Raw genomic sequence first — 13,041 nt, 5'->3', positions numbered from 1 at the left:
ACTGCCACGGCCTTGACACGCGCGCCGCCCTGCCCGCCTAATGCACGACCGACGACCGGCAGAGCTCGCCGCATAAGAGGATAAGGATGCCGCTTTATACCCCACCCCGACAGCGCGCCTCCCCATGACGGCGGCGCTGTCGGCATTGCGGCTGGAAGCGGGCCGGCTTGACGCCTTTCAGGTGTTCGCCGGCCACACGCCCAGCGCGATATGTTCCGGCGTTGCCAGCGTGCTGTGCCCGCACGAGATGGAACTGGCCGCCCCCAGCCGCCGCTGCGACGCCAGCCTTAGCCGTATGCCAGTCGGCGGCCTGTCGCTGGTCAAGCTGCGCTACGGATCGGAAGTCGCGGTCAGGCCGGAACCGTCCTCCGGCTTCGTCATGCTGCAACTGGTGCTGTCCGGCTGGATCCAGGTCGAACATGCCGGCGGCATCACGATCTGCCCGGCGGACCATGGACTGATCCTGGAATCACTGGACCAGCGCAGCCTGCGCTGGTCAGCGGACTGCGAACAGCTGATCATCCCGATCCAGCGGGCGACGTTGGCTCGCGCGGCAGAGACGCTGACCGGCCGGCCGGCTCCGGCGCGTTTCGCGTTCGACACGACCTTTGCGCTGGACAGCGCCACCGGCCTGTCGATGACCGCACTGGCCCGCTATCTGATCGCCCACCCGGCGGCCGGTTCCGCCGCTCGCGATGCAACCGGGGCGCTGGCGATGGAGATGCTGGCACACCATCTGTTGCTCAACCACGCCGATGGCGCACCCGCTGCACCCGTTGGGCCGGCCGTGCCCTATCACCTGCGCCGGGCAGAGGATTTCATGCGCCGCCATCTGGGCGACGATATCGATATGGAGGGTATTGCGGCGGCGGCAGGGGTCAGCGCCCGCACCCTCCACGCCGCTTTCCGGCGTTTCCGCGGGACCAGCCCGATCGAATGGCTGCGCCAGACCCGTCTCGACGAAGCCCGGACGCGGCTGACCAGCGGGCACGCCGTCACCGTCGCGCATGTCGCCGCCTGCGTCGGCTTCCGTCACCCCGGCCGCTTCTCCAGCCTCTACCGCGACCGTTTCGGAGAACCGCCGCACGCGACGCTGGATCGGGCGCGCCGCAGTCCCCCCGCCTGAGCGGGCGCACCGCGCCTGTCGGATTGCTTCCGTTTCTGGATAGCCCCTGCATGAATTGACCAGCCGGCGGCGTTGTCCGCCGCCGCCGGACAGCGAATGATACTCGCGGAAGCAGATCACGGGCGCCCGCCGCCCGACGACAGAGGTGCCGTGCGTGTTGAGGCCGATGCAGGTGGTGGAGGCAGTTCAGCGCGCGGAAGCGGTGCGCGAGTTCGCGCTCGCCCCGGCCGATGGGCGCCACCTCGACGGCTTCGCCGCCGGCGCGCATGTCGAGTGCGAGGTGCGCCTGCCCGATGGCCGATCCGGCATGCGCGCCTATTCGCTGGTCAATGCGCCGGGCGAGATCGACGCCTACCGGATCGCGGTGGCGCTGAGCGGCAATGGACGGGGCGGATCACGCTTCATGCATGGCCTCGGCGTCGGTGACACGATCCGCGTCGGCAGCCCGCGCAACGACTTTCCGCTGGTCACGACGGCGACGGAGAGCCTGCTGATCGCCGGCGGCATCGGCATCACGCCGATCCTGGCGATGGCGCGCGCGCTGGGCGGGCGCGGGGCGGAGATCCACTATGCCGGCCGCCACCGCGCGGCGATGGCCTATGCCGACGAGGTAGCGGCGATGCCCGGCGCGCGGCTGGTGTGCGACGGCGGCGATCCGGCCAAGGGGCTGGACCTGCAGGCGCTGGTCGCCGGGCCGCGCGAGGGCCGGCACCTCTATGTCTGCGGGCCACGCCCGCTGATCGCGGCGACGCTGGCGGCGGCGAGGGCGGCGGGCTGGCCGGACGCGCGCCTGCATTTCGAGCTGTTCGGCGCCGACGACCCGCAGGCCGGCGACCGCCCGTTCACCGCCGTCTTCGCGCGCAGCGGCAAGACGGCGGAGGTGCCGGTCGGCCGCACAATACTGGAGGTGATGGAGGCGATCGGCCTCGATCCGCTGTTCGACTGCCGGCGCGGCGAATGCGGCATCTGCGTCACCGACGTGATCGAGGGCGAGCCGGACCACCGCGATATGAACCTGAGCGAGCGCGAGAAACGCGCCGGAAAACTGATCTGCACCTGTGTGTCGCGCGCCAAGGGCGAGCGTCTGGTGCTCGATGCCTGATACCTTGCTGGAGGATAGGATGACCCGCCAACCGCCTGCCATCGATACGCTGGTCGAACCAGACCGCGTCCACAAATCGGTCTATGTCGACCCCGATCTGTTCGAGCTGGAGATGGACCGCATCTTCGGCCACGCCTGGGTCTATGTCGGCCATGAGAGCCAGATCCCCAATGTCGGCGACTATCATCAGGCGCTGATCGGGCGCGAGGCGGTGGTGATGGTGCGCGGGGAGGACGGCAAGCCGCACGTCCTCTACAACCGCTGCCCGCACAAGGGCGCCAAGCTGCTCGCCCAGCCGTGCGGCAATGCCGGGCGGTTCCTGCGGTGCCCGTTCCACGGCTGGAATTTCCGCTGCGACGGCCGGTTGCTGTCGGTGCCGGCGCGGGAGGGGTATGAGGATACGCGGTTCGACCTGCGCGACCCGGCATTCTCCGTGCGGCGGGTTGCCTGCCAGCAAAGTTATCGGGGTTTTGTCTTCGCGAGGCTTGCGGAATCTGGACCGTCGCTGGAGGAGTTCCTAGGCGACATCCGGCTGACACTGGACAATTTCTGCGACCGCGCGCCGGAAGGGGAAGTCGAGGTTGCCGGGGGCGTGTTCCGCGTCTGGCAGCGGTCGAACTGGAAGATTTTCTTTGAAAATCTGAATGATACGTCACACCCGATGGTCACGCACGAAAGCGCGGTCAACGCCGCCCGCGCCGAATACCAGCATCGCGGCGACGGCGGCCAGATGCCGTTCCAGCTCCACATCATCGAAGGCAATGGCGAGCCTTATGACTTCTGGGCCGGGCTGGAGATGGTCGCCTACGACCGCGGCCACAGCTACATGGGCGCGATCTTCACCCCTCCGACCGACCCGGTGTCGCTGGGCCACCAGGCGGCGCTGGAAGCGGTGCACGGGCCGGAAAAGACGCACGAGATATTGTCCGTCCAGCGCCATAATTCGATCATCTACCCGAGCTGCGCGCCGCACACCTCGTTCCAGCAGCTGCGCGTCATCCGGCCGGTCGCGGTCGACCGGACGCTGGTCGAGATATACACATTCCGTCTGAAGGGCGCGCCGGAGGACTATTTCCAGCGTTCGATCACCTACGCCAACATCGTCAATTCGCCGTCGTCCAACGTCATGCCCGACGACATCGAGGTCTATGCCCGGGTTCAGGAAGGGCTGGCGACCGACGGTGGCGACTGGGTCAGCCTGCACCGCGAGGCGGGGCGCGAGCAGGGCGACGGCAACGGGCGCTACACCGGCGGCGGGCTGAGCGAGCTGCCGATGCGGAACCAGTTCCGCGCCTGGGCCGAATATATGGGCGAGGAGGCCTGAGATGAACGCCACCGCCACCACAACCGCATCCCCGGCCGACACCCTTGCCGCCGTGACCGCCTTCCTGTTCGAGGAGGCGGCGCTGCTCGACCAGCGGCGCTGGTTCGACTGGCTGGAGCTGTTCACCCCCGACGGCATGTACTGGGCGCCGCTCCGCCCCGACCAGCCGGACCCGATCAACCACGTCTCGCTGTTCTACGAGGACGCGATGATGCGCGAGGTCCGCGCCCGCCGGCTGGAGGAGAAGCGCGCCTGGTCGCAGCAGCCGCAGGTCCACGCCGCGCGCATAGTCGGCAACATCCGCCTCGGCACCGCGACGGTGGCGGGCGAAACCGTCGTCCATTCCACCTTCCTGATGGCGGAAAGCCGGCTGTCGCTGCCGCAGCGGCTGCTTTCCGGCTTCTACACCCACCGGCTGGTGCCGCGCGGCGGTGGCTTCGCCATCGTCGAGAAGCGGATCGACCTGATCGACAGCGAGGAGGTGCACGCGACGCTGGAAGCGTTTCTGTGACCGGCGGCACCGTGCTGCTGGCGCTGCATTACCAGAACGAGGTGCTGCACCCGGACGGGCGCATCCGGCTGGGCGTCGCCGAGGGCAGCGACCGGCGCGGCGCGGTGATCGCGGCGGCGGAGCGGCTGCTGGCCGGCGCCCGGCGGGCCGGCGTGCCGATCGTCCACGTCCGCATCGCCTTTCCCGCCGGGCACGCGGGCGTACGGACCAACGCGCCGATCTTTCGCAATGTCGTTGCCGCAGGCGCGATGGAGGAAGGGAGCTGGGGCGTCGGCTGGCACGCCGGGCTGGAGCCGCTGGCCGGCGAAGCGGTCGTCACCCACAACCGGGTCAACGCGTTTTTCGATTCCCCGCTGGAATCGGTGCTGCGCGATCTGGGCGCGACCCGGCTGGTAATGGCCGGCGTCGCCACCAATTCGGTGGTCGAACACAGCGCCCGCCACGGCGCCGACATGGGCTATGAGGTTGTCGTCGCCGCCGACGCCTGCTCGGCCGCCCGCCAAGACGTCCACGACGCGGCGCTGTTCAACATCGCATTGATCGGCGATGTTGCGACGGTGGACAGCCTGTTTCCCCCGGAGGCGGCATGATTGCCCTGCACGGCCGCGTCGCAATCGTCAGCGGCGCGACGCAGGGGCTGGGCGCCGACATTGCCCGGCGGCTGCACGGCGCCGGTGCCAGCGTCGTCCTGCTCGGCCGCAGCATGGCGGAGGGCGAGGCGGTCGCCGCCGAGCTGGGCGAAGGCGCGCTGTTCGTGCGGACGGACCTGACCAGCGACGCCGATATCGACGCCGCCGTCGCCGCTGCCATCGCCCGCTTCGGCCATGTCGATACACTGGTCAACAACGCCTGCATCTATGCCGATGCCGGACTGGATTCGACCCGCGAGCAATGGCTGGCGACGCTGAACGTCAATCTGGTCGGCGCGGCGATGCTGACCCGCGCGGTTATGGCCCACCTGCCCAACGGGCGCGGCGTGATCGTCAACATCACCAGCGTCGGCGGACGATACGGCGCCGCCGGGCGCGCGCTCTACCCCGCATCCAAGGCGGCGCTGGCCCAGTTCACCCGCAACGCCGCCGCGACACTGGCGCCGCGCGGCATCCGCGTGCTGTCGGTGACCCCGGCGTGGACATGGTCGCCAGCGCTGGCGTCTCGCGCCGGCAGCGAGGCCCGCGCCGACCGCGTCGCCGCGCGGCTCCACCCGCTCGGCCGGGCCGGGCGCGGCGGCGACGTGGCCGACGCGGTGGTGTTCGCCTGTTCCGACATGGCCGGGTTCATCACCGGCACCGACATCGCCGTCGACGGCGGTTTCACCATGCTGGGGCCGGACCAGGGGCGATCGCCGGCGGCGTGGTTCGAGGAAGCCGGGTTTGAGGAGGCGGACGAATGAGCGATTATGACGTGGTGATCGTCGGCAGCGGCATCAACTCGCTGGTCTGCGCCGCCGAACTGACCGCGCGGGGACGGCGCGTGCTGGTGCTGGAGCGGGCGGCGGTGGCCGGCGGCTGCATCCGCACCGAAGAGGTGACGGTGCCCGGCTATCGCCACGACCTGTTCTCCATGTCCTACCCGCTGTTCGTCACCACCCCCTTTTACCCGGCGCTGAAGCCCCGGCTGGAGGCGGAAGGGGTGCGGATGGTACAGGCGGCGGTGCCGACCGGCGTGCTGCTGCCCGACGGCAGGTCGCTGCTGCTGCGGCAGGCGCGGGCGGAGAATATCGCCGCGTTCGACACGCTCCACCCGGGTGACGGCGCCGCCCATGCCGCCGCGATGGCGGAAATTGAGCGCGACGCGCCTCTGATCTTCGGTTTGCTGGGGCAGGAACCGCGTTCCGCCGCGACGCTGAAGCTGCTCGGCGGGCAGCTGTTCCGGCGCGGGGTCGACGGCATGGCGGGGTTCAGTGCTGGCGGCTTGTTGCCGGTGCGCGACTGGCTGGAGCAATCCTTCGGCTCCGACCTTGTCCGCGCGCTGATCGCGCCGTGGGTGCTGCATGTCGGGCTGGGGCCGGAAAGCAGCTTCTCCGCGCTGATGGCCAAGGTGGTGATGTTCACGCTGGAAATGGTCGGCATTCCGTTCGTCGAGGGCGGCAGCGCCAACATTGTCTCCGCGTTCCGCCGGATCATCGAGGCAGGCGGCGGCGCGGTGCTGACCGATGCCGACGTCACCGGCATCACTGTGGAGCGCGGCCGGGCGCGCGGCGTCGTCACTGCAGACGGCCGCCGCTTCGCCGCGTCGCGCGCCGTCGTCTGCAACGTCACGCCGACCCAGCTTTACGAACGGCTGCTGGCGGACCACGTGGTTGCGCCGGACATCCGCCGGCAGGCGGCGGCCTATCGCTACGGCCGGGGCTGCATGCAGATCCATATTGCCCTGTCGGAGGCGCCGCGCTGGGCGGACCCGGAACTGGGCCGTGTCGGCCTGCTGCACCTGACACCGGGGCTGGACGGGGTGTCGCGCGCGGTGAACGAGGCGGAACGCGGCCTGCTGCCGGCGGAGGCGACGATCGTTGTCGGCCAGCCCGCCGATGCCGACCCGTCGCGCTGCCCGCCCGGCACTTCGCTGCTGTGGATCCAGTTGCAGGAGCTGCCCCGCGTCATTCGCGGCGACGCGAGCGGAGAGATCGCCGCGCCGGCGGACGGGCGCTGGACCGACGCGATCGCCGACGCCTATGCGCGGCGGATCGTCGCCCGGCTCGGCGCCCATATCGGCAACCTCGACACGGCGATGCTGGGCATGACGGTGCTGGGGCCGCATACGCTGGAGGCGCACAACATCAACCTTGTCGGCGGCGACCCCTATTCCGGCGTCTGTTCGGTCGACCAGTTCCACCTGCTGCGCCCGTTCGCCGCCGCGCGCGGCCATGCGCCGCCGGTGCGGCAGCTCTACCAGATCGGCGCCTCCACCCACCCGGGGCCGGGGCTTGGCGGCGTATCCGGCCATCTGGTCGCGCAGGCGATCGGGTAAGGCGGCTCAGCCAGGCGCCGCCAGCCGCCGCATCGCCCAGACGCCGAACCACGGGCCGATCGCCAGATAAAGGCAGGCGGCGCGCCAGCCGGCAGCGTCGATCACCAGCGGCATCAGCGCGATGTTGGCGGTGGTCAGCAGGAAGCCCATGCACAGCTGAAGCGTGACCAGCGTGCCGCGCGCTTCCGGCGGGGCGAAGCGGACGACGCAGGCGGAAAACTGGGCGGAATCGGCGATGATCGTCACGCCCCACAGCAGCGCGATGCCGAGGACCAGCGCTGGTGGCCCGCCATAGGTCAGCGCGGCGAGCAGCCCACAACTGCCGCTCCCGGCCAGCGCCCACAGCGCGGCGCGGCCGTTGCCAACGCGCCCGGCAGCCCAGCCGGCGAGGATGCACCCCGCCGCGCCCGCGCCGATCACCGCGAAGGCGGACAGGCCGAGCGTCGCCGGCGGCAGCGGCCCGGCACCGGCGAGCGTTGCGCTCGACGCCAGATAGGCAGGCATCCACGCCCACATCGGGTAGAGTTCCCACATATGGCCGAGATAGCCGAGATTGGCGTAGCGGATGCGGCGATCGGCGAAGGCAAGGCGCAGGTAACGCCGGTCGACGCGGCGTGGCGGGACCGCCGCCGGGCCGCTGGCGACCGTCGCCGCGATCGCCCCGCCCGCCACCGCCAGCACGCTCGTCGCGCCGACGATCAGCCGCCAGTCGAGCGCGACGAAGCTGCCGACCAGATGCGGGCTGGCCGAACCCAGCGTCAGCGCCGCGACGATCAGGCCGAGCAGCATGCCGATATCGCCTTCGTCCCACGACGCGACCAGCGCGATCGCCACCGGGTAGACCCCCGCGAGGAACAGGCCGGCGAGGAACAGGCAGGCGTACCAGCCGGCGCCGCCGGGCGGCATGGCGAGCAGCAGCAGGTTGGCCGCCGCCGCTGCCCAGGCGCAGGCGAGGAACGTCCGCTGCGGGGCATGGCGGTCAGCGAGGCCGAGCAACGCGCTGAGCAGGCACCCGGCGACGAAGCCGAGCGCGGTGGCGCTGGCGGTCAGCCCGGCCTGAACGCCGGTCCAGCCATGGGCGCGTTCCAGCGAGACGCGGCCGGCGGCGGCGCTGAACCACAGCGCCATGACCAGCGTCAGCGCGAACGCGACGCGCGCGAACGCGACGGCTTTGCGCATCGGCCGGGGTTCCGCCTCAGCGCAGGGTGATGACGAGGACGCCGTCGACGACGGCGGTGTCGTGGACCTTCAGCGGGTGGAAACAGGGGGCACGGACCGCGTCGCCGGTGCGGACGTTGAACGAGCCCATGTGGAACGGGCAGATCACCTCGTCCCCGTCGATCTCGCCGTCGGCCAGCGACGCGTCCTCATGCGTGCAGGTGTCGTCGAAGCAGAAATATTCCGCCCCGATGCGACAGACCGAAACCGGGCCGTAGCCGTCGATCTCGTGACGGCGGATTTCGCCATCCTCCAGGCTTTCGGCCGCAAACAGTTGCTCCGTCCGCATCGTCGGCCGCCCCCCTTCCCTGCCTCAGCCCTCGACCACCAGGCTGGAGACCAGCCGGATCGGGTTGGCGATGTTCCACCGGTTCGGCGATGTCTCGATCACCGTGCGGTGCACGTCCTCGAACTGCGCCTGCGTGCCGTCGCCCTTGATGACGACGGTATATTCGATCTCGTCATACCCCGGCTTCACCGTCTTATCGAGGCCGAGGAAGCCGCGCAGGTCGAGCATGCCACGAGTGTGGATCTCTACCTTCTCCAGCGCGATGCCGCGGATCGAGCAGCCGGCGACATAGCCGACCATCATGCAAGCGTTGAACGCGGCCATCAGCATTTCCTGCGGGTTCGGCGCCTGATTTTCGCCGAGCAGTTCTTCCGGTTCGTCGACGACGATGGTGAAGTCGCGAGGCCCTTCCGCGCCGCCGAGCCGCCAGCGGTCGACCCGCGCCTCCGACCGGGTGCCGCCGGCCCAGCGCGAGCGGACCTCGAACTCCACCTCGCCTTTCGCCGCGTCGGCGGCGACATCGCCGACCATCCTATGCAGCGCGTCGACGTTTATTCCGTTGATCATGTCCAGAATCTTTCTCTTACAAGGGGATGGGCCAGTGGTTCAGAACTGCATCTTGACGCCGACCGTCCAGTTGCGCGGCCGCGCGAAGGCGGCTTCGGCGATGCCCAGATCGTTCAGGTCGGCATAGCCGCCGGTGAAGTAGGTCTGGTCGAACAGGTTCTGCACGGCAGCATAGAGTTCAACGGTGCTGCCGGCCGGGCGGAAACCGATATTGGCGTTGACGACATGATAGCCGGCCTGACGCAACGCAGCGGTGTTGGCCGCGTCGGTGTAGGTCGCGCTGGTATAGGACCAGTCGATACGGGCGTTGAGGCTGCCCGCCGACCAGGCGTCGTGTTCATAGGACAAGGCGGCGTTCAGCGCCCATTTCGGCGTGTAGGGCAGCCGCGAGTCCGGGGTGATGCCGACGACGAAGGCGCCGAGCGTCTTGTAGCCGGCATCGAGATAGCCGATGCCGCCCTGCAGCGTCAGGCCGGGCGTCGGGCGCAGGAACAGTTCCACCTCCGCGCCGTCGATCGTCGCGCGCGCGGCGTTGGCGGTGATCGTGCCCGGCGTGCCCGGCGGGCTGACGAACACCTGCATGTTCTTGTAGTCGGTATGGAACAGCGCCGCGTTCAGCCGGAACACATTGTCGAGGGTATGGAATTTGAACCCGCCTTCGTAGACCGTTGCGTATTCCGGCTGGAAAGACGGAATGTCGGGGCGCTGCGGGAAGATGCGCTGGGAAAAGCCGCCGCTCTTGAAGCCGCGCGCGTAGCTGACATAGGTGGTGAAGTTGCTCGCCGCCTCGTATTTCAGCACCGCGTGCGGTGTCGCCTCGCCGGTCGAGATACGCGCGACGGTCAGCGGCTGGACCAGCGTGCCCGGCGGGATGCCGATCGCGGAGTTCTTGACGAACTGGTCGGGCGCCCAGTGCTTGATGTCCTTGGAATAACGCAGGCCGAGTGTCGCGGTCAGGCCGGGGGCGAGGCGATAGTCGAATTCGCCGAACGCCGCATAGCTCTTGTTGTCGATCCGCCCGCCGCTCTGCAACGCGACGAGATTGAACGTCACATTGTCGTTATCGCGACCGCTTTCCTCGAAATAATAGAGGCCGGTGACCCAGCTCAACGCGTCGTCGAAGGCGGAGCCGTTGAACTGGATTTCCTGTGAGAACTGGCGGTGCTTGAACGGCGAGTTGAAGGTTTCGGCGATCATGATCGGCGAATGGTCCTCGTCGCGGCCGAACTGCGCGTCGATCTTGCGATAGGCGGTGATCGCCTTGATCAGATAGTCGCCCAGGTCGACGCTCAGCGTGCCGCTGATCCCGAACGCATCGAGGTCGGACTTGGTCCGCCCGGTGGCGTAGGTAACGAACGGGTTCGACGGCAGCCACTGGCCGTTGTAGCAGCGTGGGTCCTGCAAGCTGCCCGGCGCCGGGAAGCAGGGCGCGCCGACCCCGGCGTTGTGGAAGGCCGGGAAGGCGCCATTTTCGTTGTTGTCGACCAGCGTCAGCGGCGCGCCATTTTCCCGCTCGCGCGCATAGTCGGCGGAAATGTCCAGTTCGACATTGTCGGCCAGCGTCGCGACCAGCCGGCCGCGGATGTTGAACGAATTGGTGTCGCCGAGCCGGTCGCCGGTCAGCACCTTGCGGACATAGCCGTCCTGATTCGCATACATGGCGGAAATGCGGGTCAGCAGCCCTTCGCCCAGCGGCAGGTCGACCGAGCCGCGCAGCTTGACCAGATTGTCAGTGCCTGTCGCCGCTTCGATCTTGCCGCCGAAGCTGGTGCCGGGGCGCTGCGAGGTCAGGTTGATCGCGCCGCCGATCGTGTTGCGGCCGAACAGCGTGCCCTGCGGCCCGCGCAGCACCTCCACCCGTTCGAGGTCGAGCGCGTCGATCACCGAGCCGATCGAGCGCGCGTAGAATACGCCGTCGACATAGACGCCGACGCCGGGATCGGCGTTCAGCGAGAAATCGCCCTGACCGATGCCGCGAATGAAGATCGCCGCGGCCGAATTGCTGCCGGAGACCGACGCAGAAGGATTGAACGACAGGTTGGGGGTGAAGGCGGCGATGCGGTCGATCGACCCCACCTGCCGGTCCTCAAGGTCCTGGCCGCTGAACGCCGAGATGGAGATCGGCACGTCCTGCAGCGATTCCGCCCGCTTGCGCGCGGTGACGACAATGTCATCGGACGCGATAGCGGGGGCATCGGCCGCCGGCGCCCCGCCCTGCGCCAGCGCGCCTTCGGTTGCGACACCCCCGGCGACCAGCGCGCAGGAGGCAAGGAAATAGGCAAAGCGGCACCGTTTGCCGCCATCGGTATAATGGCGCACCACATCCTCCCTGATATTGATTGAATAGTTTCTGTGTCTTCTACGCGTAAAAACTGGACTTCGTTTCCCACTTCGCAATGTCGTCGGCGTATTTCGGCGACGCGTTCTTCCAGATATTCACCGCATCATCGACTTCGATCGCCGCCAGAGCCGTATAGGACAGCGGCAAATGCTCATCCGGTATCTGGTCGAGCGGATACTGGTTGAGAAAGGCGACGATCGCGCCGACCAGCGGCTCTATGCGCCGGTGAAACGCCTGTATTTCCGCCATCGAACTGCGCGCCCGCTTGACGAAGCGGGCGTGCGGCGTCGACAGCCCCCATTCGGCGACCAGATCGGCGATCGCGTCGAAATTGTCCGGCGCCATGTCAGCGGCCCTCCTGCAGCGGAACCGCCTTGACCACGCGCTCGTAGAGCGCCGCCACCGTCGCTTCCATCTCGTTGGCGATGTGGATGGTATCGACGACGCCGGCGCGCATGTTGGCATGGACGAGGTCGATGATCCCCCAGTCCTGCGCCAGCGCGTTGCGGGTCGCGATCCGCCCGTGTTCCAGGTTGAATTTCTCGCCGAAGGTTTCCGGCGCATGATCGAAATACCAGTCCCAGTCCCAGATGGTCTGGTGCGCCGAAATCGGCAGCACCCGCATCACGCTGACCACCGACGCGCCGACGAAGATCAGCAGGTTGGGAAAGATCGTGTAGCAGTCGAACACCCAGCGATCCGACTGTTCGTGGTTGACCGCGCCGGGGAAGTCGCGGGACGCGACCGACGTGTCGTTGTCCACCCAGTTGGAGGTGCGACCGTTACGCTGCGCGACGTCCTGGATCGGCGTCGGCGTCCAGGTGGCGCCGGGCGGCGGCACCGGGCGCGACACGGTCAGCAGCGAGCTGACGCCGGGGCTGTCGGGGAACAGCGTGTTGGCGCAGTCCTGCGGCGCGAAATCGACCGCCAGCGTGTCGGCATGCAGCACGCTGGCGTGATAGCCCTCGTGCTGGATGTTCATCAGGTCCTTCCAGTTGGCGTCGAACACATGCCGGTATCCCGCATACCAGGTCCACGGCCGGTCGCGCAGATACGGCTCCAGATTGGCGGGCACCCCGGCCATGTGCTGTTCCAGCGAATGCGCCGGCGTTTCCGCCAGGTTGACGAAGACGAAGCCGCCCCAGGTCGCGACGTGCACCGGCTTCAGCGCCAGCGCCGCCTTGTCGCAGCCCTGAGTAAAGATCCCTTCTTTCGGGATGTTGCGCAATTCGCCGTCGGTATCGAACACCCAGCCGTGGAACGGGCAGGTCAGAAAGGGGGCCCGCCCCTTCTTCGCGGTGTCGCACAGGATGCGGCCGGCGCGGTGGGTGCAAACATTGTGGAACGCGCGCAACCCGCCGTCCTTGCCGCGCACGACGATGATCGAGGCATGGACGACATCGATGTCGGCGGTGAAATAGCTGTTCGGCTTCGCAACGTCGGCCTCACGGCCGACGGCCAGCCAGGATTCCCGCCACAGCGCCTTTTCACGCTCGAAATACCCGTCCGACACGAACGGCGCGACGCTGATCGGCCCGCCGGCCACACTGTCCAGTCCCGCCCCAAGGCGGAACGCGCGGTCGTCTCCCACCACGT

Annotated in this window: 13 protein-coding genes; 7 read left to right on the top strand and 6 right to left on the bottom strand. The window is 68.5% G+C overall.

Annotated elements, in window-relative coordinates; all coding sequences use genetic code 11:
- The first annotated feature begins 124 nt into the window (after positions 1 to 124).
- From ACMT1E_RS03475 to ACMT1E_RS03445, 7 genes are all read left to right on the top strand, one after another.
- Positions 125 to 1,126: an AraC family transcriptional regulator gene (locus ACMT1E_RS03475; protein ID WP_414902296.1), complete on the top strand. Its 1,002-nt coding sequence runs from the start codon at positions 125 to 127 to the stop codon at positions 1,124 to 1,126.
- A gap of 154 nt (positions 1,127 to 1,280) precedes the next feature.
- On the top strand, positions 1,281 to 2,228 hold the full coding sequence (locus tag ACMT1E_RS03470) for a PDR/VanB family oxidoreductase (RefSeq protein WP_414902295.1): 948 nt from the start codon (positions 1,281 to 1,283) through the stop codon (positions 2,226 to 2,228).
- A 19-nt stretch (positions 2,229 to 2,247) separates the two neighbouring features.
- Positions 2,248 to 3,552 (top strand): aromatic ring-hydroxylating dioxygenase subunit alpha, encoded by a 1,305-nt coding sequence (locus ACMT1E_RS03465; RefSeq protein ID WP_414902293.1) that lies wholly within the window; start codon positions 2,248 to 2,250, stop codon positions 3,550 to 3,552.
- A 1-nt stretch (position 3,553) separates the two neighbouring features.
- Positions 3,554 to 4,063 carry an aromatic-ring-hydroxylating dioxygenase subunit beta gene (locus ACMT1E_RS03460; RefSeq protein WP_414902292.1) on the top strand — a complete coding sequence of 170 codons (510 nt, stop codon included), beginning with the start codon at positions 3,554 to 3,556 and terminating at the stop codon, positions 4,061 to 4,063.
- A complete protein-coding gene (locus ACMT1E_RS03455) occupies positions 4,060 to 4,653 on the top strand; it encodes a cysteine hydrolase family protein (protein ID WP_414902291.1) in 594 nt (197 codons plus the stop codon). The genes ACMT1E_RS03460 and ACMT1E_RS03455 overlap by 4 nt, the downstream gene beginning before the upstream one ends.
- Complete coding sequence (locus tag ACMT1E_RS03450) at positions 4,650 to 5,456, top strand: SDR family oxidoreductase (protein ID WP_414902289.1); 807 nt, start codon at positions 4,650 to 4,652, stop codon at positions 5,454 to 5,456. The genes ACMT1E_RS03455 and ACMT1E_RS03450 overlap by 4 nt, the downstream gene beginning before the upstream one ends.
- The gene (locus ACMT1E_RS03445) at positions 5,453 to 7,030 is read left to right on the top strand and encodes a phytoene desaturase family protein (protein WP_414902288.1); all 1,578 of its coding nucleotides are present in this window, start codon (positions 5,453 to 5,455) and stop codon (positions 7,028 to 7,030) included. Before ACMT1E_RS03450 ends, ACMT1E_RS03445 begins: the two co-directional genes overlap by 4 nt.
- A 6-nt stretch (positions 7,031 to 7,036) precedes the next feature.
- Here the strand turns inward: ACMT1E_RS03445 and ACMT1E_RS03440 are convergent, their stop codons facing one another.
- From ACMT1E_RS03440 to ACMT1E_RS03415, 6 genes are read right to left on the bottom strand one after another with little or no spacing between them, the layout of a single operon-like run.
- The gene (locus ACMT1E_RS03440; RefSeq protein WP_414902286.1) at positions 7,037 to 8,209 is read right to left on the bottom strand and encodes an MFS transporter; all 1,173 of its coding nucleotides are present in this window, start codon (positions 8,207 to 8,209) and stop codon (positions 7,037 to 7,039) included.
- Positions 8,210 to 8,225: 16 nt separating this feature from the next.
- The gene (locus tag ACMT1E_RS03435) at positions 8,226 to 8,537 is read right to left on the bottom strand and encodes a non-heme iron oxygenase ferredoxin subunit (RefSeq protein WP_414902285.1); all 312 of its coding nucleotides are present in this window, start codon (positions 8,535 to 8,537) and stop codon (positions 8,226 to 8,228) included.
- 24 nt (positions 8,538 to 8,561) lie between these two features.
- On the bottom strand, positions 8,562 to 9,104 hold the full coding sequence (locus ACMT1E_RS03430) for an OsmC family protein (RefSeq protein WP_414902284.1): 543 nt from the start codon (positions 9,102 to 9,104) through the stop codon (positions 8,562 to 8,564).
- 39 nt (positions 9,105 to 9,143) lie between these two features.
- Positions 9,144 to 11,423: a TonB-dependent receptor gene (locus ACMT1E_RS03425; RefSeq protein ID WP_414902283.1), complete on the bottom strand. Its 2,280-nt coding sequence runs from the start codon at positions 11,421 to 11,423 to the stop codon at positions 9,144 to 9,146.
- Between the two features lie 40 nt (positions 11,424 to 11,463).
- Entirely contained in the window at positions 11,464 to 11,790 is a 327-nt protein-coding gene (locus tag ACMT1E_RS03420; RefSeq protein ID WP_414902282.1) for a hypothetical protein, read from the bottom strand.
- 1 nt (position 11,791) lies between these two features.
- Positions 11,792 to 13,036, bottom strand: a complete 1,245-nt coding sequence (locus ACMT1E_RS03415; RefSeq protein ID WP_414902281.1) for an aromatic ring-hydroxylating oxygenase subunit alpha — start codon at positions 13,034 to 13,036, stop codon at positions 11,792 to 11,794.
- Between the last annotated feature and the right edge of the window lie 5 nt (positions 13,037 to 13,041).

This window comes from Sphingomonas flavalba (genome assembly GCF_047553045.1).
GTDB lineage: Bacteria > Pseudomonadota > Alphaproteobacteria > Sphingomonadales > Sphingomonadaceae > Sphingomonas_L > Sphingomonas_L flavalba_A.
Note: the sequence above shows the minus strand (reverse complement) of the source record. Positions and strands in the feature narration are given on the sequence as shown.